This is a genomic window from Streptomyces sp. NBC_01433 (assembly GCF_026340105.1).
Taxonomy (GTDB): domain Bacteria; phylum Actinomycetota; class Actinomycetes; order Streptomycetales; family Streptomycetaceae; genus Streptomyces.
Genome location: NZ_JAPEPM010000002.1, coordinates 164,888 through 187,649 on the forward strand (window position 1 = coordinate 164,888; position 22,762 = coordinate 187,649).

Here is a 22,762-nt window from a genome sequence, read left to right on the forward strand (position 1 = left end):
CTACTCGACCGACGGCATTGGCTTTTTCGACCACTTGCGGGATCAGGCACAAACTCCGTGAGGACGATCAACGGGGTTCGGTCTTGGTGACGCAACGTCATCTGGAACCGTGGTCAAAGTGAAAAGAGGGCAGGGTTATCGGAGCTTTCCTTGTTCGTCGATGAACATGGTGGGCGTGGACAGGAACACGCCGACGTTCACCGGGCCGTAGGCGATGTTGAAGGTGTCCAGCCACTACGACCAGCCGCGGATCCCCAGAGCACTGCTGAAGCGGTAGTTGAGCTGCCGGCGCACCCACTGGCCGGGGGCGAGCCGCACTGCCGGGGGCCGTCGCGGCCTGGGCGGCAGGGCAAACATGGGCTGGACTCGGGGAAAGACCCGCAGTCGACCGTCGGCTTCCCGGAGCTGGACATCGACTTTGCCGCGGTCTTCCTGGGTGCTGAAGGGATCGAAGCCGTCACGCTCATGCATGCGGATCGCGTGTGCGGTGGTGGCGGTCTCAGCAGGCGGGAGAGCGAAGCCGATCGGCGCCGCGTTCCTGCGCGAGGCCGCCTGCCCTCCCCGGGACACTCCTTCGTCCAGGACGTCCGTATCCACTGAACGGTGATCTCCATGGCGTACTCCCGCCGGGTCGTCGAGGGACTCAATCTATGTCCCCTCAAGATCACCGGACCTGTCCGGCGGCTACTGGCTCTGCCGGTGGGCGGGTGGCGGTGAGGAGGGCGCGCTCGCGGAGAGTCGGGAGTTCGGCGCGGCCGGACATCTGGCGCTCGATCATCTTGATGTGGTTGCCCCGGCCTTCCACCGGACCGGAGTTCAGCAGGTGATCAGGACGCGGACGACCGCGTTCCAGTCCTTCTCCAGGCCGGTGGTGAACGTGTGGATTCCGGGCCGACGTCAGCCCTGGTCGGCCTTGAGGCGTGGCAGCGGGCGGTGGCGTGACGTCCGCTGTCGACCTGAGTCTCGGCCGCCAGTGGCACGCCCAGCAGCCGCACACCGTCGGCGTTGGGCAGGGCCGACTGCTGCTGCGGGTGGTGACGTTCTCGCCAAGCCCGCCGGGCACCGCGTGGAAACCCGCTCCGCCATCCCCTCACACACGGCACAGCACGCGCGTTCCATCGCGGGTCAGTGGCCGTGCCGGGCGACCGCGCGCAGGAATGCGATGGTCTCCTCCTCGCCGCTGGTGGCTTCGCCCGGGGACGTCCCGTACCGGCGGTTGGCGGAGAGCTTCACGATGGTGGTCCGGCTGACCGGATCGACGTAGATGAACTGGTTGTAGACGCCGACCGCGTTGAACTCTCCACGGTCTCCCGCCAAGATCCACCACTGGTAGCCGTAGCCGACATCGACTTGCTGGCTGCCGACAAGAGGGCGGCCGGGTCGAAGATGCGGTGCGGTCGCGGTGACCGAGTGGCGCACCCACTGCGCAGGCACGATCTGCCGGCCCTGCCACATACCCTCGTTGCGGTACAGCTCTCCGAGCCTGGCGAAGTCGCGGGTGGTCAGGTTGAGCCCTCCGAAGGCGAGTTCCCTCCCGGCAGGGTCCAGTAGCCAGTAGCCCGCCGACGTCATGCCGAGCGGCTCGCACAGCTTCTCGTGCATGTAGTCGGCGACCGTGCGGTTGGTGGACCAGGCCACCAGGGCGCCGAGTATCTGCGTCTCACCGGAGTTGTAGCGGCAGACGGTGCCGGGCCCGCTCTCGCACACCATGTGGGCGACGAAGTCGTCGAGCGTGCCGCCGATGCCCGAGGTCGCGGCGGTGAGCTGGAAGATGTCGGAGGCCGGGTCGTTGTAGTCCTCGTTCCACCGGGCGCCGGAGGACATCTGGAGCACGTCCCTGATGGACACACCGTCGTACGCGGAACCGGCCCGCACCGGCACGTAGGAGCTGATGGGCTCGTCGATGCTCGCGATGTGCCCTTCGGCGACCGCTATACCGACGAGCGCGGAGACGAAGCTCTTGGAGACCGACATGGACAGCCACCGCACGTCCGGGCCACCGGTCAGGAAGTAACTCTCGCGCCTGATGGCCCCGTCGACGAGCACGAGCAGCGCCGACGTGTCGGTGCCGGCCAGGAACTCGTCGGTCGGCCGTGAGGTGCCGTCGAAATCGTAGGTCTCCGGCAGGGGGGTCGTCTCACCGCGTGGCCAGACGTGAGGGTGTGTGGAGGGGGCCATCTCGCGGGTGTCGAGGAGGTCCTTCATCCGGCAGAAGTGCTCGTGCTGCGGCGCGCCGGTGAAGAGGCCGAGGTCGGCCAAGGTCATGCGCTTCTGAACAGTCATTGTCGTCCTTCGGGTGGAGCGAGGGATTCGGAAGGAGGAAGAGGAGTGGGCGGGGCCGACAGCACTGCTGGGGTGGGCTCGCCCTGGGGCCGGAGGGCCGGCTGCGATACCCAGAAATTAGCAGTACCATTCGGTTAGGACAACCGAGTGGTACTGTTACTTTTCCAATGACTACAGAGCAGGGGAAGGCAGCGATGAGTACGCCCCACGTAGACGGGCGCACCCTCCGGTTCCAGCACCGGCGGCCGGAGTTGCTGGCCGCGGCGACCGAGTACGTCCTTGAACACGGCGTCAGCGGCCTGTCCCTGCGTCCCGTGGCGCAGGCGCTCGGCGTCACCCACGCGACACTGCTACGACACTTCTCCTCGAAGGACGCACTGCTCCTGGCCGTCGCGGAGAAGGTCCGCACGGATCTGGCCGCATGGCTGATGTCGGACGTGGAACTCCGTGAGGCGCACTCGACGGCCGAACTCGTCAGGGCGGTATGGCGCCGGCTGTGCGAACCGCAGGAGCAGCGGCAGTTCCTCCTTCTCTTCGAATTCGTCGGCCATCACGGGGAGAAGTCCGGGGAGGACGAGGAACTCTCCCGGGCGATCGTCCACAACTGGATTGAGATCATCGCCAACAGGCTTGCTGCGGACGGCTGGCCGCCCGAGGACGCCTCCGCCTTGTCCACCCTTGTCCTCGCGCAGGTCCGGGGCCTGCAGCTCGATCTCCTCGTCTCCGGAGACCGCGCACGAGCGGACCGCGCCATCGACTTCGCCGTACGCCTCCTGGACCGCTCCACCCGGGTCGGCAGTACGGCAACGCCCTCACCAAGACCGGCATCGAATGGACGGCATGAGCTCCCCGGATGAGGGACACGAGGCGCGGCTCGCGGCACCTGAGGTCGATGTCGAGCCCGACGGGCGCCTGACCGTTCCCGCGGAACACGTCACCGCGCTCCTGCGGTCCATCGCCCGCTCCTGGCAGGCCGGCGCCCACGACGGCACTCCCGTACTGGCCACGGAAAACGGACCGGGAATCAGCCTCGAACCCGTGACCGTCCGCTCCCTCGCCGACGTCCTCGACAACATCGCCAACCAACTCGACGTCCAATACATCCACATCACCACCCACACCTCACGCACCTCACTCGCCGAATAGCAACACCCACAGAACAACCAACTGGCGCGCGTCGCAGCCGACCGACGACGAGGCGGACGTATGGTCCGGCACACGGCTGAGTCCACACACGAGTGGGGATACCCGACAGCCCGCTGTGGACCACCGCACCCTGTCCCCGCCCTGCGGTGTAGCGCAGGGCGGGGACAGGGTTTCCCGGGGCCTGTCACGTGCGCAGTTGCTGCCACCACCACGCGATCGAGGGGCAGGGCAGGGGTTCGGTGCTGGGGTCGCTGGGGCGGTCGGTGAGTGTCAGCGGGATGGGGGCGGGGTTCGGCGGGGGCAGCTGGGTGCGCGGGGTCACGGCGGTGTAGCGGGGGGAATTCGAGCCCCAGTCGAGGTTGGAGCGGATGGCGTAGGCGAGATCCCCGACGTAGGCCCTCCCTGGGGCGCTCAGCTTGGGCTGTTCCTGCTCGCGCAGGCTCAGGAACAGTGTCGTCAGGCGGTCTCGCAGGGCCACGGCCTGCTGGACGGCCTGCTCGGGCGGGCAGTTGTTCAGTTGGGCGAGCAGCATCACGATATTGAGCTTGGTTCCGTCGATGAACAGTTCGCGGTTGTAGGAGAGCAGGTCATTGTCGAGGGCCATCAACAGGAAGGACGATTCCTGGAGTGCGCGCATGGCGGGAGAGTGGAATTCGGCGCCGGGGATCTCCTCGCCGGTGGTGATTTCCGACCAGCACATGCTGGCGGCGCCGCCGGCGTTCAGCATCCGCTGGTGGAGAAACTCGTCCAGGCCGGCGAGGGCGGGGCTGGCCATGCCCCACAGGATGGCGTGGAACCATTTGCGGTGGGCCTCGACGAACCGGTAGTGCTGGGTCGGGGTGGCGACGGCTTGCACCGAGGCCATGAGTGACTGCAGCGCGGCGACCGGGCCGGTCTGATCTGCCGAGGGTTCGGTGGCCGGGGACTCCATGACGCGGAGCAGGTGGCTGGTGAGGACGATCGTCGAAGCGAGCTTGTCGGGGGTGGTGGCGGTTTCCATGCGGACGTCGTCGACGTAGAAGATCCAGTGCAGCCATCGGGCGGTGAGTGCGACGCGGTCGGTGATGCCTTCGGGATAGATGCGGGTCATCGCTTCTGCGTAGTTTCGTGCGATGACCCAGGCCCGGTCGATGTCACTGGTGTAGAGGCGGTAGCGGTCGAGCCAGACCTGGGCGTCGCGGTCGATGGTGGCGTGCTCGGGGTGGATGGCCGCGTCGATGGGGCAGTACAGCGGCGGCAGATGAAGCAGTCGCGGGGCGGTCGTGTCCGGAATCATGTGCATGGCACTCTCCGTCGTGGTGTGGAGTGATGAGGGTGGCGTTCCTGCGGGCCCGTATGACGCCCCGGTATGGGGTTGCCGGTGGTGAGACTCAGGACAGGCCGCCGGGGTCGGCGCAGCACCTTCGACGGCGGCCGCAGCAGTCCGGCCCGCCCGATGCGACGGTCGGGTGGTACGGGCGTGCGCGAGGGCCGGCCGGGTGCGAGGTCGCCGAGTGGGATCTCGGGTTCAGCCCGAGCGGGTGGGCGATGTTCCGGGCTGTCGTGTCCTGATGGCCCCTTTGTCAGGATGCGCGGGTGGCTGTGGAGGCGGCGAGGCGGCTCAGTGCTGTGGTGGCCGGGGTCCGCAGGGCGCTTTCCTCCAGGGCCCGTTGGGCGATGTGGACCCGGTCGGTGATCATCCGTTCGACGGCTGCCGGTGCCCCGGTGGCGGTCAGTACCGCTCGCAGCGTGTCGGCCGCGGCCTGGTCGAGGGCGGGATCACCGAGCAGGCTGTTCAGGGTCTGCTGCTGGGCGGGCGTCGCCGTGCCGAGGGCCGTGGCGGTCAGAACGGTGTGCTTGCCCTCGCGCAGATCCTCCAGGTTGGACTTGCCGGTCCGGGCAGGGTCGCCGAAGACGCCGAGGAGGTCGTCGCGGAGCTGGAACGCCTCACCGAGCGGGATCGCGTACAAGGACAGGGACTGTAATCGGGCGGGGTCGGCGCCGGCCAGGGTGGCGCCCAGTTGCAGGGGACGCTCGACGGTGTACTTCGCTGTCTTGTAGCGGATGATGCGCCAGGCCGTGTCCGCGTCGGCCGTCGGGATCCCTGTCGCGGTCAGGTCCAGGTACTGGCCGGTCAGGGTCTCGGTGCGGAGCGCGTTCAGCAGCTTCCGTGTCCGGTCCAGCCGGGTGGCGGGGACGTCGTGGGTGCGGAGGAGTTCATAGGACCAGCCGAGGGCGAGGTCTCCCAGCAGGATGGCGGTGTTCACTCCCAGGGCGTCGGCGTCCGGGCGGTTTTGGTGGTGGGCTGCCAGGGCGCGGTGGGCGGTGGGCCGGCCTCGGCGGGTGTCGGAGTTGTCCATGATGTCGTCGTGGACGAGGGCGAAGGCGTGGAACAGTTCCAGGGAGGCCGCTGTCCGCCAGACGACGGGGGGCGGTGGCTGGTCGGTGATCGCCGCCCAGCCGGTGACGCACAGGAGGGGGCGGATACGTTTGCCGCCGGCGGCGAGCATGGTTCGGAGCGTTCCGGTGAACAGGGCGAGTTCCGGCAGCAGGTCGGGGGCTGCTTGTTCCTGTTCGTCGAGGAAGGCGTACAGCACGGCGTCGACGGCCGCACGGATGCCGTCCGGGTCCAGGGGGGCGGAGGGTGGCGCGGTCAGGGCGGTCACGGGGTGCCGTCCGGGGTGCCGGCGGGGTCGGTGATGTGCAGGGCTTCTTCGAGGAGTGCCTCGACTATCTGCGATTCGGGCACCGTTCTGATGACTCGGCCGTGGATGAATATCTGGCCTTTGCCATTACCGCAGGAGACACCGATGTCGGCTTCGCGGGCCTCGCCGGGGCCGTTGACGACGCAGCCCATGACCGCGACGCGCAGGGGGTGGGGGAATCCGTCGAAGGCGGCCTGGACCTTGGCGGTGAGCCGGTAGACGTCGACCTGGGCCCGGCCGCAGGAGGGGCAGGAGACGATTTCCAGCTGTCGGGGGCGCAGGCCGAGGGCCTGCAGGATCTGGATGCCGGCGGTGACCTCCTCCACGGGCGGCGCGGTCAGGGAGACGCGGATGGTGTCGCCGATGCCCTTGTTCAGCAGGATCGCGAAGGCGGTGGCGGATTTGATGGTGCCCTGCGGCGGCGGCCCGGCCTCCGTCACTCCCAGATGGAGGGGGTAGTCGCACTGGGCCGCGAGCAGCTGGTAGGCGGCGATCGTCGTCAAGGGGTCGTGGTGCTTCACACTGATCTTGATGTCGGTGAAGCCGTGCTCCTCGAACAGCGTGCACTCCCACAGCGCCGACTGTGCCAGGGCTTCCGGGGTGGCCGCTCCGTGCTTCGTCAGCAACCGTTGGTCGAGGGATCCGGCATTGACGCCGATCCGGATCGGAATCGCCGCGGCCGAGGCGGACGCGGCGATCTCGCGAACCTTGTCGTCGAACTTCCTGATGTTGCCGGGGTTCACGCGCACCGCCGCGCAGCCGGCGTCGATCGCCTGGAAGACGTACTTGGGCTGGAAATGGATGTCGGCGATGACGGGGAGCTTCGACTTCGCGACGATCCGCGGCAGGGCGTCGGCGTCGTCCTGGGAGGGCACGGCCACACGGACGATGTCGCATCCGGCGGCGGTGAGTTCGGCGATCTGCCGCAGAGTGGCGTCGACATCGGCGGTGGGAGTGGTGGTCATGGACTGGACGGTGACCGGTGCGCCATCGCCGACGAGGACATCACCGACCCGCACCTGACGGGTCCGGCGGCGGCGCGGGGGGTCGGGTGCGGCCTGGGGAACGGTGAGCTGGGGCAGGTCGACGGCGGTCATGCCGTACTCCCGTCGGAGAAGCGGTCGGGTCGGGCGGGGTTCGTCGGCCCGGGCACGCAGGACCGCGCAGGCGATCCGTGAGGCGGACAGCTCGGACCGGGGCGGATCGAGAGCACGCGACGTGGCGGAACCGTCCGCTGCCGCCGGCAACGGCCAGGCAGCGGGGAGGAGAGCACGACAGTGGCCACACGACACCAGACTCCCTCTCGGCAACGATCCTGCGGTCAGCCGTTCCAGCCCCGGCACATTCGTCCATCTCGTCGCAGGATCGCTCAGCCCCACTCCCCCGGGAAGAGAGTGAGAAGCCGCCTTTGACGCAAGCACTTGCCTGACGCATACGCCCCGGCGCGCGGATCCCGCCCCGCTCACCCGCCGTGAATCGTCCGTCCGCCCGCGCAAGGCTCCATAACCGCCCCCGGATCGCTGCCCACAACCCGGCCCGGGGGCCGCCCACGGCCTGGTGAGGTCCCATGGACCCAGGTGATCCGGGACGTCGGCTACGCGTCGCGCACGGAGCCTGTTCCGGCGGACGATCGTGTACGACACCGGGCGTGCTCCCGCACGCCCCGTCCGCGGGGTTGCCACGGCCCCCGGACTGGCGTGCACTCGAAGAGGCCGACGAACACCCTTTTCAGAGTCGCCGTGTACGGCGGATCCGAGCAGAAGGAGCAGCCTCCCATGAGCAAGTCCTGGCCGCGTCACGGCATCATCAAATTCGCCGGCACCGTCATGGACGGCGCCAGGGACGGCGCCTACGGCCTCCTCGACTGCTTCGCGCGAGTGGACGGAAAGGCCAGGGAGACGGTCGTCGCCCTCTTGGGGGAAGAAGAGGCCAAGGACACCGCCGTCACCCGTGAGAGCGCCCGGCACGCGCAGGCCCAAGCCGAGGAGCTTGCCCGGGTGTACGCGGAGCTGGTCGCGCTGCACAAGAAGATCGACCGCCTGGCCGGGACCCCGCAGCCCGCACAGAAGCCGTCGGCTGATCCGGCCGACAGCCGGTCCCCGGTGGCACATGGATGACCGCATCGGCCGAGACGGGCGGGGCACGGACGTAGAACACTTCCTCGTCCGAACGGACGGCGGACGGTTGTTCGACACACTCACGCGGCGGCCGGTCACCCTGGAAGGGCTGGCAGGCGATGTGCGGTGCGGGCGTCGTTTCCGGGTCAGGGAAAGCGAGAGCGGAGTCGAGTGCACCTTCCAGGTCCTCGCCGAGGTGCTCCTCACCGCTTTCGCCCCGGCCGTGCCCGGGGCGGCTCGGGCAGCCGACCGGTCGTCGGGCACGGTGCAACCTCCGTTCGACGTGGTCGGCAACGGCTCCTCTCCCGGGTGGAACGTGTAGCCGCGAGACGGCGGACGGGCGTCCCGCGCGCCGCCGGGGCCGGTTGCTGCGAACCGTCCGCGACGAACGGTGGTTCCCTGGTGCCGGCGTGCGTGGCTGTCTTGGGAGGCTGTGTGTCAACTCGCGCCCGGTATGTAGCCGGTGTGCTGGGCCGTCTGCTCGTGGAGGAAGCGCGCCGGTCCAGACGCGGAGGCGGTGCGGATACCGGCGAGAAGGCGCGGGAACACGCCCGGACGGTGCGTGAGGCGTTGCAGTCATTGGGGCCGTTCTACATCAAGGCCGGGCAGATGCTCTCCACCCGCCCCGATTTCGTGCCCCCGGCGATGATTGAGGAGTTCGGCCGCCTCCACGACCAGGTCACTCCGGCGCCGTTCGAGGTGTTCGAGCCGGTCCTGGCCCAGGACTTCGGGGCCCGGTGGCCGCGGCTGTTCCGCGAGATCGATACCGATACGCCGCTGGGGGCGGCGTCGCTGGCCCAGGTCTACCGCGCCGTACTGGCCGACGGCACACCGGCCGCGGTGAAGATCCAGCGCCCCGGCGTCGAGCAGGTCATGGCCCAGGACATGGCCGTCCTGCGCCGGACCGCCCGTCTGATCGCCAGGGCCGCGCCCCGGTTCACCGCCGTGATCGACCTGCCGGCCATGCTCGGGGTGCTCTTCGACGCCATGGAGGGCGAGTGCGACTTCCGCAAGGAGGCCGCCCACATGCGCACAGCCGGCCGCCTGACCGAAGACTTCAAGCACCTGACCGTCCCCCTCGTCCTGCTGGATCCCACCCGGCGGGTCCTGGTGCAGGCTCTCGCCCCCGGCACATCGGTCCACGCCGCCGACCCCCGGGAGTTCACGGCCGACGAGCGCACCGGTATCGGACGCGACCTGATGGCGTTCATGTTCCGGGGGTTCTTCCTCGACCGTTACTTCCACGCCGATCCCCACCCGGGGAACATCTTCGTCGCCCCCGGGCACCCGGCCCATCTGATCGACTGGGGCATGGTCGGCCGCGTGGAGGCCAACGTCAGCAGAAGCCTCGTCCTGGCCCTGCTCAACGTGGCCGCCAACGACGGCACCGGCCTGGCGAAAACCTGGACCGAGATGGGGCACCCCACGCCCTGGGCCGACCTGGCGGGATTCCGCACCGACATGGCCGCCCTTGTCCCGAAGGTCACCTCCGCCTCACTGGAGGAACTCAACTTCGGCGTCACCCTCACCGCCGTCCTCACCCACGCCACCCGGCGCGGTATCCAGTCCAGCCCCGTCATCGCCCTCCTCGGAAAATCCTTCGCCAACCTCGAAGGATCCGTCCGCTACCTGTGCCCCGAACTGTCCATCACGGACGTCTTCGAGGAGAACCTGCGCACCATCATGTTCGGCCTCGCCCAGGAGACCCTCTCCGAACAGCAAGCCGCCCGTATCGCGCTCGAACTCATGATCGCCGCTCCCGGAAGCCTTCAGCAGGGACGCGAGATCCTCCGCAACCTCGCGGACCGCTCCCCCACCACCCCGCCGACTGCGGCAAACGGAGCCGTAGCCGGCCGCGGTCGGCCCTCGACCCACACGCACCACACACGCGCGGCCCTCATCCTGGCCGCCGCCATCATCTGGAGCAGCCGCAGAAGGTAACCGCGAATCGTCGCCGGATACCTCACAACAGCGCTTCCCCACCGCCCGTCCGGTACAGAACTCCGCAGATCAACAGGGGTGTGACCCGGCTTCCCGCAACCGCACCCACCCCGGCGCCGCCGTCGCTCTGCGGCCCGCCCCGCCCGGAGGCGCACGCCTCAGCGGTTCGGACGGTCGAGTCGCCGGGCGGCCTGGAGGGGATCGGGGCGGGCGGCGCACCGTCTGCTCATCGTGTCGGCGCCCGGGGGTGCAGGTGTTGGTGCGCGGCGCGTTCCTGATCCCTGGCGCGGTGCAAGTGCCACAGGGTCACCGCGGGAAGCAGACCGCCGAGCCGGGCAGCCGCCCTCAGGTCCTCCACCGCCGCGGCCAGAAGGGTCCTGGCGGCGTTCCCGGACTCGCCGGTCCGAGCGGGAACATCGGCGGCAGCCGCTTCGAGGAGATCGGCCAGCTCGGCGATACCCGGATCCTCCGGCACCTGTCTGCCCCATCCCGCGGCCGCGTCAGCGAGCTGAGCAATACGACGGCCACGCCTGGCCGCCAAGCGTAATGAAACATCCCCGTTGATCACAGAGACATCGTCCCCCACCATCCGAACACGAGAACACAAAACCGCCGGCAGGCAGCGGCCCGATCGAGAGTGGGCCATTGGACCTCAGCGGTCGGTCCCTCCCGCCCAGGGCTTGGGCGGTGCCCGAGTACCGCCCATGCACCCCGGCCGAGGACGTGCCGTCCGGCGGGAACCCGGTGCCGTCCACCACCCGCCTGCGGCCGCACCACCGCCACCGCCCGGCGGGCCAACCTCGTGCGAACCGTGTCCACCGGCCACGCCACGACGCGATCCCATCCATCCCTATATCGACAGGAAACCACCAGAACGACCACTTACCCAGAGATGTAACAAAGCCCTATGAGGCCCTGTCCGGCCAATCCTGCAAGCCGTGCTCGCACAACGCGGCTGCAGCACGCTTGGCTGCGCGGCTCCTCATCACGCGAAACCGCCTCCGAGCTGCGGAAAGCTCCCGTCGGGAAGCTCCGTCGGACGGGACGCTCCGCGCTCCATTACCGGACGGACGCGCGCGACTCCCGATGCGCACCGCGGACTGACGCCGGGACCGATGCGGCCCGAGGAGCGAGGCCGCCCCCCAGGACGCGGACCTGCGCCGGGACCAGGCCGTTCGCACGGCGCCGCAGACCTGCGCGCGGCGTCCGCAGTAGCGCGTGCACCGAAGTACAGTGCGCTTCGCATATCTCGTACGCACGTGTGAGTCATGACAATGGTGACTATTGGCGCCTACTGTCGTTGTGACAACTTCTCTCTCGCCAGGAAAGAACTGAGCGAGGGGAACGTGCGTGAATCCGGAGTACGCCGCGTACTGCCAGGCGGACCGCCACTTCTACGACGCACCGCACCGCTCGGTCTCCCGGCCGGAAGAGGACCGCACGTTCTATGTACCGGTCCGTGGCGACGCTCCCGAGGGGTGGAGCCGCTCGCGGCGCGGGGACTGGCTCTCCTACGCCCCCTCGGACATCCGGCTGCCCGCACAGGGCTGGAAGATCCATGTGTCCGCCGCCATGGACAACGCCGAATCGGTGCTGCGCAGGGTCGTCGAGCACTGTCTGGCGCGGCGGCTGCCTTTCAAGTGCGTACCGACGCCCAGGCTGTTGCACCTGCGCAACGCCAAGTACGCCGACCGGGCGGGCAGCGGCAAGTTCATCACCGTGTATCCGCCCACGCCGGAACGGTTTCCGGAGGTGTGCGCCGCGCTGACGGAACTCCTGGCCGGGGAGCACGGCCCGTACATCCTCAGTGATCTGCGGTGCGGAGACGGACCCGTGCACACGCGGTACGGGGCGTTCGCCGCCCGATTCTGCCCCGGACCCGACGGGCGGCCGGTCCCCGCCGTCGCGGACCCGCAGGGCCGTCTCGTCCCCGACGAACGGGGGCCGTCCTTCCGCGTCCCCGGCTGGGTGACACCGCCCGACTTCCTGCACCCCTACCTCGAAGCACGGGCTTCGGTCGGTCTCACGGGGCTGCCGTACACCGTGGAGAAGGCCCTCCATTTCTCCAACGGCGGCGGCGTCTACCTCGGTCGGGACACCCGCAGCGGTGAGCAGGTCGTTCTCAAGGAGGCCCGCCCGTACGCCGGGCTGGCGGCCGACGGAGCCGACGCCGTCACCCGGCTCATACGCGAACGGACCGCGCTGGAACAACTGGCGGGCCTGGACTGCGTACCGGCTGTCCGGGACGTGTTCGAGGTCGGCGACCACCACTTCCTGGTGCTCCAGTACGTTCCCGGCTCCCCGCTCAACACGGTCTTCGCCCACCGCTTCCCGCTGTCCCGGCGGAATCCCACAGGCGAGCAGCTCGCAGAGCACGTCGCGTGGGCGGAACGGGTGTACGACCAGGTGGAGCGTGCCGTCGAGGCGGTGCACGCACGTGGCATCGTCATCAGCGACCTGCACATGAGCAACGTCATGGTCGACGAGGAGACTTCCCGCATCGTGCTCCTGGACTTCGAGGCCGCGTCCCGGACCGAGGAACGGGCCCGCCAGATCGTCGCCAACCCGGCCTTCGTCGCCCCCACCGACCGGCGCGGCACCGACATCGACCGCTACGCGCTGGCATGCCTGCGGCTCGCACTCCACCTGCCGCTCACCACGCTCTTCGCCCTCGACCGCACCAAGGCCGTCGGCCTCGCCCGGAACGCGGCCCGCGTCTTCCCTGTCAGCGAGCAACTGCTGCGCCCTGCGGTGGAGGAGATCCTGCGCACCACGGGCGATCCGGCGGGGCCCGCGGAACCGGACCGGCGCCCGCCCGCGCCCGGGGACTGGCCGCGCAGCCGCGACTCGATGGCCCGCGCCATCGCGGCCTCCTGCACACCGGAGCGCGAGGACCGGTGTTTCCCCGGCGACATCGCGCAGTTCGCCACGGCGGCGGGCGGCCAGTCGTTCGGCTACGGGGCCGCCGGAGTGCTCTACGCGCTGCACGAGACGGGCGCCCGGCAGTGCGAGCCCGCCGTCGACTGGCTGCTGCGCCGGGTCAAGGACCCGGCCTCCGGCACCCCGCTCGGCTTCTACGACGGACTCACCGGCATCGCCTGGACCCTGAACCGGATCGGCCATCCGGCGGAAGCCGCCGACCTGGTCCGGGTCGTTCTCGAACAGCCCCTGGAGGGACTGCCGGCCGGCCTGCACAGCGGTTACGCCGGTATCGCGCTCGCCCTCGGCGACATGGCCCGTACCGCCGCCGTCGACGGCCCGGCCCTCGCCGCCGCGGCGGACCGCTGCACCGCCCTTGCCGTCCGCGCGCTCGTGGAGGACCCCCCGTCACCCCGCACCGGCCTCATGCACGGCGCGACCGGCATCGCCCTGCTGCTCATCCACCGGTACGGGACGACCGGCGACACCGCCCTGCTCGACCTGGCCGCCGCCGCGCTGCGTCGTGATCTCGAACGGTGCCGGGCGGGCGACGGCGGCGGACTGCTCGTCGTGGAGGGGAAACGGCTGATGCCGTACCTCGCCTCGGGCAGCATCGGCATCGCGGCCGTCATCGACGCCTACCTCGCCCACCGCCCCGACCCCGCACTGGAGACCGCGGGCCGCGACCTGCTCCCGGCCGCGCTGTCCACCTTCTACATCCAGCCCGGACTCCTGCGCGGATCGGCCGGACTGCTCGCCCACCTGGCGGCCACGCCACTCCTGGAAGCTCCGGACCGTGCGCGGGCGATCCGCCTTCACACCGACCTGCTGGAAAGCCACGCCATGTCGTACGAGGGTGAACTCGCCTTTCCCGGCGAGCAGTTGATGCGCCTGTCGATGGACCTGGCCACCGGAACCGCCGGGTGCCTGCTCGCTCTGGGCGGCGCACTCGGGCAACCGGCCACGCTTCCCTTCCTGCCGCTCGCGCGGCACACCTCGCCGCGTTAGCGGCCCCAAGGACCGGCCCCATCAGGGGTCGTCGCAGTACACGCCGACACAACAGTCCCGAGAAAGGACATCATCATGGCACTTCTCGACCTTCAGGCGATGGAGACCCCGGCCGACGAGGCCTTCGGCGAGCTCGCCACGGGCAGCCAGGTCTCACTGCTGATCTGCGAGCACAGCTCGCTCAGCGTGACCCTCTGCACCCCGTAGTGCCAGGCCGTCCGGTCCGCCGGTGATCCCACCGGCGGACCGGGCGGCTGCGGGTGCCGGGCGGTCCAGGCCCCACGACGCGGAGCCCGCGCCGCCGGAACCTGCGACAGACGGGCCCGATGACGCTGAGCCCGAAGCCGACGTCGTACCGCCCGAAGCCGGAAAGGGACCCACGTGCGGCCGAACCCACCCGCCGAGGCGGTTCTTGCCCCCGTCCCCGACCGGCCCCGAACCGCTCCCCGGGAACAGGCCGCTCATCCGCCGCCGCCCCCCGGAGCCCGCCCCACCGAACTCGCCCGGCTGCGCCCGGCCGCTCTCGTGTGCCTGCTCCTGTGCTCCACCGGCGGGGCGCTCGCCGCCCTCGCCCTCCCCGCCGCGCTCGGCCACACCGTGGACCGGCTCATCGTCGGCGGCCCCGTGCCCTGGTCCGGACTGCTGCTGTGCGGAGTGCTGACCCTCGCCGAGACCGTGTGCGATGCGGGTGCCGCGGTGGTCGGGGCGAGCACCACGGCCCGGCTGACCGCGGCGCTGCGCACCCGGACCGTGGCCCGCGTGCTGGCCGCCGAACCCCGCCGGGCGCTGGATGTGCCCACTGGGGACCTCACGGCCCGGATCACCACCCAGGCAGCCGACGCCGCTGCCGCGCCCGCTACCGCGGCCGGGTCCGTCGCGGGCGCCCTGCTCCCGGTCGGCGCGGTCGTCGGACTCCTGCTCATCGACCCGTGGACGGCTGCCGCCCTGCTTCTCGGCGCCCCCCTGCTCATCGCGCTGCTGCGCACCTTCACCCGTAGCACCGCCGACGCGAACGCCGACTATCAGCGCGCGCAGGCGCTCATCGCCGACCGTCTCACCGAGGCGCTCGACGGCGCCGAAACCATCCGCGCGGCCCGCACCGGGGCACGAGAGTACCGGCGCGTCCTCGAACCACTCGGGGCACTCGCGGACCACGGACGCCGCACCTGGACCGTGTACGGGAAGGCGTCCGGCCAGAGCGCCCTGCTACTGCCCCTGCTCATGCTGCTGGTACTGGCGGTCGGCGGGCTGCGGCTCGACGCGGGCGCGATCGGCGTCGGCGACCTGGTCGCCGCCGCCCGCTACGCGGGTTTGGTCGTCGGTATCGGTTCGCTGACGGGTGCGCTCAGCTCTCTCGCGCGCAGCCGGGCGGCCGCCGACCGCCTCGATCCTCTACTGGCCCTGCCGCCGGTGCCGCACCGCTCACTGAGGCCGGTGGACGGCGCCCCGGGAAGGCTGGAACTGCGCGACGTGGGTGTCGGACACGAGGGGCGGCAGCTGCTGAGAGGGGTCGGCCTCGTCGTCCCCGGCGGCACCTCCCTGGCCGTCGTCGGCCGCTCGGGCTCGGGGAAGTCGGTGCTCGCCGCGGTGGCGGGACGGTTGATGGACCCGGACACCGGCACCGTACTGCTGGACGGCGTCCCCATGGACGGCATGGAGCCGGACCGCCTGCGCCGTGAGGTCACCTACGCCTTCGCCCGGCCCGCCCTGCCCGGCCGCACCGTCGGGGAGACGATCGCCTTCGGGGCCCGTACCGCCTCGCACGAGGAGGTACGCTCCGCCGCGCGCGAGGCCCGCGCCGACGACTTCGTGGCGCTGCTCCCGCAGGGGTACGGCACCCCCCTCACGGATGCCCCGCTGTCCGGCGGGGAACGCCAACGCCTGGGCCTGGCCCGCGCCTTCGCGCATCCGGGCCGTCTCATGATCCTGGACGACGCGCTGTCCAGCCTCGACACCGTGACCGAGCATCATGTGCAACGCGCGCTCGCCGGGCGGGCCGGCAGCAGTACCCGTGTCGTCGTCGCCCACCGGCTCTCCTCGGCCGCGCGGGCGGACCGGGTCGCGTGGCTGGAGGACGGCCGGATCCGGGCGACGGGCCCGCACCATGTGCTCTGGGCCGACCCGGACTACCGGGCCTTGTTCCGTACTGATCCGCCCGGCTCCTCCGGACTGCCGGAACCGGAGGAGCCGTCGTCCCCCGCCGCCGCCCGGTCCGGCCCTGCGAACAGGGCGGCGGACCGATGACGGCGTCCCGGCCGGCCCGTGCCGCGCGGCGGGCGGGCCACGGGGCCCTGACCAGAGTGGCGGGCGACGCGCGGCCCTTCCTGAAGGCCCGCACCGGCGTCCTGCTCAGGCTGTCCGGCTGGTCCCTGCTGGAGTTCGTCCAGACCTTCCTCAGCGGGTTCGGTGTCGCCAAGGCGCTCGACCAGGGATTCCTGGCCGGACACCCCTCGACGGGGCTGCTCTGGCTGGGCGTCGCGGCCGCGGCCACACTGCCGGCCCAGTTCGCCACCCGCCAGGTGTTCGGACGCCTCGCGGATCTGGTGGAGCCCCTGCGCGACGGCCTCGTGCGGCGCGCGGTGTCCCGGGCCCTGTCCGGCGCGCTCGCGCAGCCTCTCGGCGTCACCACCGGTTCGCTCTCCCAGGTCACCCACCAGAGCGAGATCGCCCGGGACGGCTGGGCCGGACTCGTCCTGACCCTGCGGTCGTTCGTGTTCACGGCGGCGGGGGCCGTTCTCGGCCTGCTTGCGCTGGAGCCCGGACTCCTGCTCCTCGTACTGCCCCCGGTGCTGCTGGGTGGCGCCCTGTTCGCCGCGACCCTGCGTCCGATGGCCGCACGCCAGCGTGACTACCTCGCCGCGGACGAGGCGTACGCCGCGCACACGGGGGAACTGTCCGCCGCGCTGCGTGACATCGCCGCTGCGGGAGGGGGCGAGCGGATGGTGGCGGAGTCCCGGACCCTGGCCGGGGCGCAGGCCCGCGCGGCCGTTTCACTGGCCCGCTGGTCCGCGGTCCGGGTGCTGGCGCTCGCCCTGTGCGGCCGATTCCCGCCGCTCCTGCTGCTGCTCGGCTCCCCCTGGCTGCTGCGCGACGGGCTCACGCCCGGCGCGCTGGTCGGCGCGCTGACCTATCTCACCCAGGCCCTGGCACCGGCGGTCCAGGCGCTCATGACGATGCTCGCCACCGTCGGCGGCCGGCTCGTCGTGGTGCTGGACCGGTTCACGGACGCGCCCCCGCCGCCGGAACCGGACCGCGAGGCCGCACGCCCGGCACCGGTGAACTCCTCGGCTCAGCGCCGCCAACCTGCGGACCACGCCCGCGCGGACACCCCGGACGCCCCGGGTCCCGCCCGTCCGGACGCCCGGGGTCCCAACTGCCCGGACCGGTACGGGCGCCCGCGTCCCCCGGTCGCCGAGCTGCGCGAGGTCACCTTCGCCTACGGTCCCGCCGCCCAACCTGTCCTGGACCGGCTCTCGTTGCGCGTCGGCCGGGGAGAGCACCTGGCGGTGATCGGGCCGAGCGGCAGCGGCAAGTCGACGCTCGCCGCCGTACTCGCCGGCGTGGAGCGCCCCACCCGCGGCGCGGTCCGGTGGCACGGCCGACCGGTGCACCGGGGCGACGCATCCTCCGTACGCGTCCTGCTGCCCCAGCGGGCATACGTGTTCACCGGATCACTGCGGGAGAACCTCTGCTACCTCCGCCCCGACGCGCGCGAGTGCGAGATCGCGGCCATGATCGACGCGCTGGGCCTGGATCCGCTGCTCTCCCGGCTCGGTTCCCTCGACGCAGCGGTAGCACCCGCCCTGCTGTCCCAGGGTGAACGCCAGCTGATCGCCCTGGGCCGGGCCTATCTGACCGACGCCCCCCTCCTCATCCTGGACGAAGCCACCAGCCGGCTCGACCCGTCCGCCGAGACCCGGGCCGAACTCGCTTTCGCCGCCCGGCCCGGCGCGCTCGTGGTCGTCGCCCACCGTCTCAGCTCCGCCCGCCGAGCCGGTCGGATCCTGGTGATGGACGGTGCCCGCACCCAGTGCGGGACCCCCGCCGACCTGCTGCGTGATTCGGCTCTGTACCGGGACCTCAACGGGCTATGGGCACCGGAACAACCGGAGAGACCGTGACATGCGTGGCTCAGATCCAGCCGGCCGATTTCGCGAGCCTGATGGCATCCTGCCGATTGCGCGCCCCCGACTTCCGGATGGCGGCGGCCAGGTAGTTGCGTACCGTCCCCGCTGTCAGATTCAGCCGGGCCGCTATGCCGGCCACGCTTTCGCCGCTCTCGGCCAGCGCGAGCACGCTCACCTCGCGCGGCGATAACGGCATGTCGGCCACCTGCAGCAGCCCGAATGCCAGCGACTCGTCGATATGGCGCCCACCGTCCGCGAGTTTGTGCATCACCTCGGCCAGATCGTTTACGGGGCGGTACTTGTCGATGTAGCCACGAGCGCCCGCCTCGTAGGCCCGCCGCAGCCCGCGCGGACGGTCGCTGCAGGTCAGCACCGCCAGCGGACAGGGCCGGCCGTCCGGCCCTGTCAGTGGCTCCACCTCCTGAAGCACATCCATGGCGTCCGGACAGTCGAGATCCGTCAGGAATACATCCGGACATCTCCCGGTCAGCGCCGCGCGTATCGCGCCCCGCTCAGCGGTCCGTACGTCGATTCCCTCGGCCGCGCCGAGCAGGGAGGCCAGCGAAGCGCGCCACAGCGGCACTGCGTGAACCAGCAGAACGTTTGTCATCAAGCTGCCCTCAGCATTTCTCTTCGACCCGCGCATCGCAGAGTGCGATAGCGCAGGTGCACCGGGTGACGAGTCTCCAGTGGAACGCATGGGCATTCGCGTACGCCGAGGAATTGGCGGAATTCCGCGTCGGCCCGGACGCGGAAGGGGGCGTGCGGTGGTACGCCGGGAGCGCACATGGTCAAGGCTCCGTGAGCCGAGCAACCCTGGAAGCGCCCGCGCACTCTTCCGTTTGGTCCGCACTCCCCCGGTCGGTTCACGTATCCTCGGTCGGTTCACGTACCCCCGGACACACCCCGGCGGTGGTCTGCGCCTCAAGCGCGTCCCGCGCGTACCCGCCGTCCACGAACCCACCTGGGCCGCGGCAACGGCGCGCCGCCTGGACCCGCCGGCCGAGGGCGCGGGGATCGCCGTGAACGTCCGCAGCAGCGTCCGCCACTACGAACGGCTCCGCAACACAGCGAAGCCCACTTGAACCGGGTCCCTCATTACGCTCATGCCCAGGCGTCCGCCCCGCAGGCAGACCAGCTGGACGCGGAAGGCTCCGAAGAGCTCGTAACAGGATCTTGGCGAGACGTCCCGGTTACCGAGGTTGGATTCGCGTTGTCGTGACCGTTCAGGCCGGTCGGACGGCCAGACCGTTCTCGGTGTGACAGCCGTCCATGAGATCGCTGCGGTACTGGATGCGACGCAGGCCCCGCCGGACGCGCGGGATGAGGTGCCCTGCGGTGGCGACGCTGGAGAGCCGGCCTCGCCGGAGCAGGTACCGGACGCCCTCGACGGGGTTGCCCCACAGGAGGCGCCCATGCCATACGCACATGACCAAACCACCCCATTCGATGCCATCCACTCCCCTCCGGTGTCCACATTGGGCACCAATGGATAAATTAGGATCGATTTGCCGAGATGTGAATATGTATGAATTCGAAACGTGAATGGGTCAATTCAGGAAGTGACGTGAGTCACTTGACACGTTCATCGAACAGGTCTTTACTTCCCACGGCAGTTGAAATGGATGCCGGGAATTCTGCCCGGTCTCCACATCTTCTGTCGTCGAATAAGCACCCCGTTCACCACTCAAATGGAGGTTCTCATGAAGCTCGTTCGCCTCGTCAATAAATTCCGCCCGGAAAAGAGCCTCAAGGCATACGCCTGGTACGGCTGGATTTAATAAGGTAGTTTCCCTGCCGGGCTCGCGTTGATCAGGAATTCTGGTCGGCGCGAGCTGCCTACCCACGGAGTTCACCCATGCCTATGCACCCCGTTGGCGGGAGCGGTCGGGTCATCGAGTTCGCGCCGAGAATCGACGAGCTGTTGAGTCGTTATCGCGATGCGTCGCTGTTCCGTCTGGAGCCCGACACGATCGGTATATCCGGCGCCGATCTGATGGACAGCTTGCTCCGAAGCAGGCCGGCCAACGCAGAGGAGAGGCCGACCTTCAAGCCCGTTCATGGGCGGCTCGTCGGCCGCGCCGATGCATCCACCTTTATGCAAGCCGTGGGCTCGGACGTGCGAAACGCGCTGCAACGTCCCCTCGATGACACGGTCGACCTGACCGGCCGGTGGCCGCATGTGGCGCATGTTTACCTGCGGGATCTCGTTTTCGGAAACGAACGTCTGCGATTCCGGGTTCTGGTCGACCGCCGACTGGAGTTGACACCGAAACTGACCTGGTCGGCCGTCGCCTCCGGTGCCGCTTTGTTGGGCAGGCCCGGGCAGGACGTGCCGCTGTCAAAACTTGCCGCTCTCGTTCTCGATTCCAAGAGCTACAGTGACCGGCGCTATGCCATGTACCTGTACCGGCGAGTGGCGGCACCGGTGTGCTTCACCGTATCCGCGCTTGTCACCAACGCCCTGTGGCTCGGGTCTCCGTTCAGCGACGACGTATCGAATCGGAACATCATCCTTGAGGCGCTCCGGCTGCTCCCCCCTTCGTGGAACATATTGCGAATGGCTTCTCCGGAGTTCTCGGACGTGGACGCACGGATCGGCCCGAAAGACGATGTCCTGTTGCTTCCCCTGCTGAGCCATCGGGACCCCAAGCTCTGGGACGAGCCCGACGTGTTTCGCCCCGATCGCTGGGACGAGCTGGACGGGGACACCCATCCCGGCTATCTCCCCTTCGGCCACGTAAGCGAACGATGCTGGGGCCGGCATATGGTCCTGCCCCTGGCCGAACGGCTCCTGGACATTGTGCGCCGGGACGGCCTCGTGGTGAGTCCGGACCAAACCAGGGGGAAGGTCGAACTCGACGGATTGCTCGAAGTTTCCGAAGTGCAGATGACTCGACCGTGACGGCCCTGGAACCTGGCGGCGTACCCGCGGTGTCTCCGCGCAGGTAATCGCGCTCAGGTACTGAGGTTGAACTCGTGGAATCGTAGGGGCTGGCAGCTGGTCATCCCTGCGGTATCGCCAGGGTATGCGGTACCGCAGGGAGGCGGGCTGACGGCCGAACGGCATCGGCTACGCGAGGAGTTACGTCTTCGAACGGCGGAACGGTTCGCGCGAGATGAGGCGAGCTGACGTACCGCTCGAAGGAGTCGACCTGGTTGAAGCTGGTGGACAACCAGAGCAGGTAGTCGTACATCAGCGTCGAGCGCGTGTCGGCGTGCAGGGCGAAGAACGGCTAGGACTTGTCCGGCCGATCATGTGACTACTCCCTGCCCAGGTCGTTGATGTGGTCATGGGGCGGGGTGATCTGAGTGATGCAGAGTGGGAACGGCTGCGGCCGTTCCTGCCTGTCAGTAATAGGCGTTGTGGCAGGTGGAGGGATCATCGGCAGGTGATCGACGGGATTCTGCACCGGGTTCGGACCGGTGTTCACTGGCGTGATCTGCCCGAACGGTTCGGGCCGTGGAAGACCGTCTACGAACGCCACCGTCTGTGGTCGGCCGACGGGACGTGGGAGCGTCTGCTCCAGCAGGTCCAGGCCGCGGCGGATGCGGCGGGTGAGATCGACTGGGACGTCTCGGTCGACTCCACCATCGTGCGGGCGCATCAGCACGCGGCGGGCGCCCGGACAGACCCACCGCCGGCTCCCGCCTCAAAGGGGGACGCGTCAGAAGAACACCAGCACGAGAGACCGTGGCAGAGCCTCGTCGCCCGCCTGGTGGAGGTGGTGCTGGAGGTGAGGGCCTGGGCCGCTCGCGCGGCGGGTTCACGACCAAGGTCCACCTGAGCGCGGACGGCCGGTGCCGCCCTCTGTCTCTGATCGTCACACCAGGTCAGCGGGCAGACTGCACGCAGTTCGAGCCGGTACTGGAGAAGATCCGCGTTCCCAAAGTCGGGCCGGGCAGGCCCCGGAAGAAGCCCGACAGCGTCGCTGCGGACAAGGCTTACAGCAATGGGCCGTGCCGCGACTACCTGAGGCACCGCGGCATCCGGCACACGATCCCGGAGAAGACCGACAGCCAGGCCGCCCGCCTGCGCAAGGGATCACGCGGCGGGCGGCCACCCGAGTTCGACGAAGACCGCTACAAGAAGCGCAACACCGTCGAACGGGCGATCAACCGACTGAAACAGCACCGGGCGGTGGCCACTCGCTACGACAAACGCCGCTACGTCTACCTCGGCACCGCAACCGTGGCAGCCATCGTCGTCTGGCTCCGAACCTGACGGCAAAACACACCTCAGTGGTCGCCCTCCGCCGGCCGCTGATGCCCACACGGGACCAGGTCGCCGTTCTTGTCGAAGACTTCGGCGTCGCTGCCCGAATTCACCCACACCGTGATGCCTTGATCATGCACAACCACGTTGAACGGCGAGTGCTCCGGGTCCGTCTCGGTCACGACGGTGAACTCTTCGCCCGGCCCCATCCAGTGATCAGTTCCCCACGGCTCAACCCACAGGCAGACCACGCTGCTGGTTTCGTTGCTCACGCTCGTCTTGGCCACGCTCGCACCCTAACCAGCAACATGATCGCCCGGA

The 22,762-nt window shown here is 69.6% G+C and carries 18 protein-coding genes and 3 pseudogenes; 12 read left to right on the forward strand and 9 right to left on the reverse strand.

Features of this window, described 5'->3' with window-relative positions; translation table 11 throughout:
- Positions 1–135: 135 nt before the first annotated feature.
- Together OG413_RS28415 and OG413_RS28420 are read right to left on the reverse strand one after the other, a co-directional pair.
- Positions 136–614, reverse strand: a pseudogene (locus OG413_RS28415) (hypothetical protein).
- A 511-nt stretch (positions 615–1,125) separates the two neighbouring features.
- A complete protein-coding gene (locus tag OG413_RS28420) occupies positions 1,126–2,283 on the reverse strand; it encodes a serine hydrolase (RefSeq protein WP_266810645.1) in 1,158 nt (385 codons plus the stop codon).
- 194 nt (positions 2,284–2,477) lie between these two features.
- On the opposite strand from OG413_RS28420, the gene OG413_RS28425 reads away from it, so the two are divergent.
- Both OG413_RS28425 and OG413_RS28430 read left to right on the forward strand, forming a co-directional pair.
- Positions 2,478–3,140, forward strand: coding sequence for a TetR/AcrR family transcriptional regulator (locus tag OG413_RS28425; RefSeq protein ID WP_266810647.1), 663 nt, complete (start codon positions 2,478–2,480; stop codon positions 3,138–3,140).
- A complete protein-coding gene (locus OG413_RS28430) occupies positions 3,124–3,429 on the forward strand; it encodes a hypothetical protein (protein ID WP_266810649.1) in 306 nt (101 codons plus the stop codon). Before OG413_RS28425 ends, OG413_RS28430 begins: the two co-directional genes overlap by 17 nt.
- A gap of 184 nt (positions 3,430–3,613) precedes the next feature.
- Here OG413_RS28430 and OG413_RS28435 read toward each other — a convergent pair whose 3' ends face one another.
- The 3 genes from OG413_RS28435 to ispG form a co-directional block, all read right to left on the reverse strand.
- Positions 3,614–4,711, reverse strand: a complete 1,098-nt coding sequence (locus tag OG413_RS28435; protein ID WP_266810651.1) for a hypothetical protein — start codon at positions 4,709–4,711, stop codon at positions 3,614–3,616.
- 280 nt (positions 4,712–4,991) lie between these two features.
- Positions 4,992–6,074 (reverse strand): polyprenyl synthetase family protein, encoded by a 1,083-nt coding sequence (locus tag OG413_RS28440; protein WP_266810653.1) that lies wholly within the window; start codon positions 6,072–6,074, stop codon positions 4,992–4,994.
- Positions 6,071–7,210 carry a flavodoxin-dependent (E)-4-hydroxy-3-methylbut-2-enyl-diphosphate synthase gene (gene ispG / locus OG413_RS28445; RefSeq protein WP_266810655.1) on the reverse strand — a complete coding sequence of 380 codons (1,140 nt, stop codon included), beginning with the start codon at positions 7,208–7,210 and terminating at the stop codon, positions 6,071–6,073. The genes OG413_RS28440 and ispG overlap by 4 nt, the downstream gene beginning before the upstream one ends.
- A gap of 678 nt (positions 7,211–7,888) precedes the next feature.
- Here ispG and OG413_RS28450 point away from each other — a divergent pair.
- The 3 genes from OG413_RS28450 to OG413_RS28460 all read left to right on the forward strand — a co-directional run bounded on the left by OG413_RS28450 (position 7,889) and on the right by OG413_RS28460 (position 10,171).
- Positions 7,889–8,230 (forward strand): hypothetical protein, encoded by a 342-nt coding sequence (locus OG413_RS28450; protein ID WP_266810657.1) that lies wholly within the window; start codon positions 7,889–7,891, stop codon positions 8,228–8,230.
- Between the two features lie 67 nt (positions 8,231–8,297).
- A complete protein-coding gene (locus OG413_RS28455) occupies positions 8,298–8,552 on the forward strand; it encodes a polyhydroxyalkanoate synthesis regulator DNA-binding domain-containing protein (protein WP_266810659.1) in 255 nt (84 codons plus the stop codon).
- Between the two features lie 113 nt (positions 8,553–8,665).
- Positions 8,666–10,171, forward strand: coding sequence for an AarF/ABC1/UbiB kinase family protein (locus OG413_RS28460; protein ID WP_266810660.1), 1,506 nt, complete (start codon positions 8,666–8,668; stop codon positions 10,169–10,171).
- A 226-nt stretch (positions 10,172–10,397) separates the two neighbouring features.
- Here the strand turns inward: OG413_RS28460 and OG413_RS28465 are convergent, their stop codons facing one another.
- Complete coding sequence (locus tag OG413_RS28465) at positions 10,398–10,646, reverse strand: hypothetical protein (protein ID WP_266810662.1); 249 nt, start codon at positions 10,644–10,646, stop codon at positions 10,398–10,400.
- Positions 10,647–11,521: 875 nt separating this feature from the next.
- Between OG413_RS28465 and lanKC the strand changes: the two are divergent.
- From lanKC to OG413_RS28485, 4 genes and pseudogenes are all read left to right on the forward strand, one after another.
- Positions 11,522–14,129: pseudogene (gene lanKC, locus OG413_RS28470) on the forward strand (class III lanthionine synthetase LanKC); the annotation flags it as partial.
- 44 nt (positions 14,130–14,173) lie between these two features.
- Positions 14,174–14,305, forward strand: coding sequence for a SapB/AmfS family lanthipeptide (locus OG413_RS28475; RefSeq protein ID WP_266810664.1), 132 nt, complete (start codon positions 14,174–14,176; stop codon positions 14,303–14,305).
- A gap of 300 nt (positions 14,306–14,605) precedes the next feature.
- Positions 14,606–16,342 carry an ABC transporter ATP-binding protein gene (locus OG413_RS28480; protein ID WP_266813131.1) on the forward strand — a complete coding sequence of 579 codons (1,737 nt, stop codon included), beginning with the start codon at positions 14,606–14,608 and terminating at the stop codon, positions 16,340–16,342.
- Entirely contained in the window at positions 16,339–18,219 is a 1,881-nt protein-coding gene (locus tag OG413_RS28485) for an ATP-binding cassette domain-containing protein (RefSeq protein ID WP_266810666.1), read from the forward strand. Before OG413_RS28480 ends, OG413_RS28485 begins: the two co-directional genes overlap by 4 nt.
- A 10-nt stretch (positions 18,220–18,229) precedes the next feature.
- On the opposite strand, the gene OG413_RS28490 is transcribed toward OG413_RS28485, so the two are convergent.
- Together OG413_RS28490 and OG413_RS28495 are read right to left on the reverse strand one after the other, a co-directional pair.
- Positions 18,230–18,835, reverse strand: coding sequence for a response regulator transcription factor (locus tag OG413_RS28490; protein WP_266810667.1), 606 nt, complete (start codon positions 18,833–18,835; stop codon positions 18,230–18,232).
- A 616-nt stretch (positions 18,836–19,451) separates the two neighbouring features.
- Positions 19,452–19,655 carry a hypothetical protein gene (locus tag OG413_RS28495; RefSeq protein WP_266810668.1) on the reverse strand — a complete coding sequence of 68 codons (204 nt, stop codon included), beginning with the start codon at positions 19,653–19,655 and terminating at the stop codon, positions 19,452–19,454.
- A gap of 273 nt (positions 19,656–19,928) precedes the next feature.
- Between OG413_RS28495 and OG413_RS47150 the strand changes: the two genes are divergently transcribed.
- From OG413_RS47150 to OG413_RS28505, 3 genes and pseudogenes are all read left to right on the forward strand, one after another.
- The gene (locus OG413_RS47150) at positions 19,929–20,006 is read left to right on the forward strand and encodes a tryptorubin family RiPP precursor (RefSeq protein ID WP_353962296.1); all 78 of its coding nucleotides are present in this window, start codon (positions 19,929–19,931) and stop codon (positions 20,004–20,006) included.
- A gap of 77 nt (positions 20,007–20,083) precedes the next feature.
- Positions 20,084–21,130, forward strand: coding sequence for a cytochrome P450 (locus OG413_RS28500; RefSeq protein WP_266810669.1), 1,047 nt, complete (start codon positions 20,084–20,086; stop codon positions 21,128–21,130).
- A 388-nt stretch (positions 21,131–21,518) separates the two neighbouring features.
- A pseudogene (locus tag OG413_RS28505) lies at positions 21,519–22,450 on the forward strand (IS5 family transposase).
- 14 nt (positions 22,451–22,464) lie between these two features.
- On the opposite strand, the gene OG413_RS28510 reads toward OG413_RS28505, so the two are convergent.
- Positions 22,465–22,728 (reverse strand): hypothetical protein, encoded by a 264-nt coding sequence (locus OG413_RS28510; RefSeq protein WP_266804290.1) that lies wholly within the window; start codon positions 22,726–22,728, stop codon positions 22,465–22,467.
- Positions 22,729–22,762 lie beyond the last annotated feature (34 nt).

Bases quoted from the DNA above. Each gene is read 5' to 3' on its own strand.
- OG413_RS28420 (WP_266810645.1), bottom strand. From the start codon at position 2,283: ATGACTGTTCAGAAGCGCATGACCTTGGCCGACCTCGGCCTCTTCACC.
- OG413_RS28425 (WP_266810647.1), top strand. From the start codon at position 2,478: ATGAGTACGCCCCACGTAGACGGGCGCACCCTCCGGTTCCAGCACCGG.
- OG413_RS28430 (WP_266810649.1), top strand. From the start codon at position 3,124: ATGAGCTCCCCGGATGAGGGACACGAGGCGCGGCTCGCGGCACCTGAG.
- OG413_RS28435 (WP_266810651.1), bottom strand. From the start codon at position 4,711: ATGCACATGATTCCGGACACGACCGCCCCGCGACTGCTTCATCTGCCG.
- ispG (WP_266810655.1), bottom strand. From the start codon at position 7,210: ATGACCGCCGTCGACCTGCCCCAGCTCACCGTTCCCCAGGCCGCACCC.
- OG413_RS28450 (WP_266810657.1), top strand. From the start codon at position 7,889: ATGAGCAAGTCCTGGCCGCGTCACGGCATCATCAAATTCGCCGGCACC.
- OG413_RS28475 (WP_266810664.1), top strand. From the start codon at position 14,174: ATGGCACTTCTCGACCTTCAGGCGATGGAGACCCCGGCCGACGAGGCC.
- OG413_RS28485 (WP_266810666.1), top strand. From the start codon at position 16,339: ATGACGGCGTCCCGGCCGGCCCGTGCCGCGCGGCGGGCGGGCCACGGG.
- OG413_RS28490 (WP_266810667.1), bottom strand. From the start codon at position 18,835: ATGACAAACGTTCTGCTGGTTCACGCAGTGCCGCTGTGGCGCGCTTCG.
- OG413_RS28495 (WP_266810668.1), bottom strand. From the start codon at position 19,655: ATGTGCGTATGGCATGGGCGCCTCCTGTGGGGCAACCCCGTCGAGGGC.
- OG413_RS47150 (WP_353962296.1), top strand. From the start codon at position 19,929: ATGAAGCTCGTTCGCCTCGTCAATAAATTCCGCCCGGAAAAGAGCCTC.
- OG413_RS28500 (WP_266810669.1), top strand. From the start codon at position 20,084: ATGCCTATGCACCCCGTTGGCGGGAGCGGTCGGGTCATCGAGTTCGCG.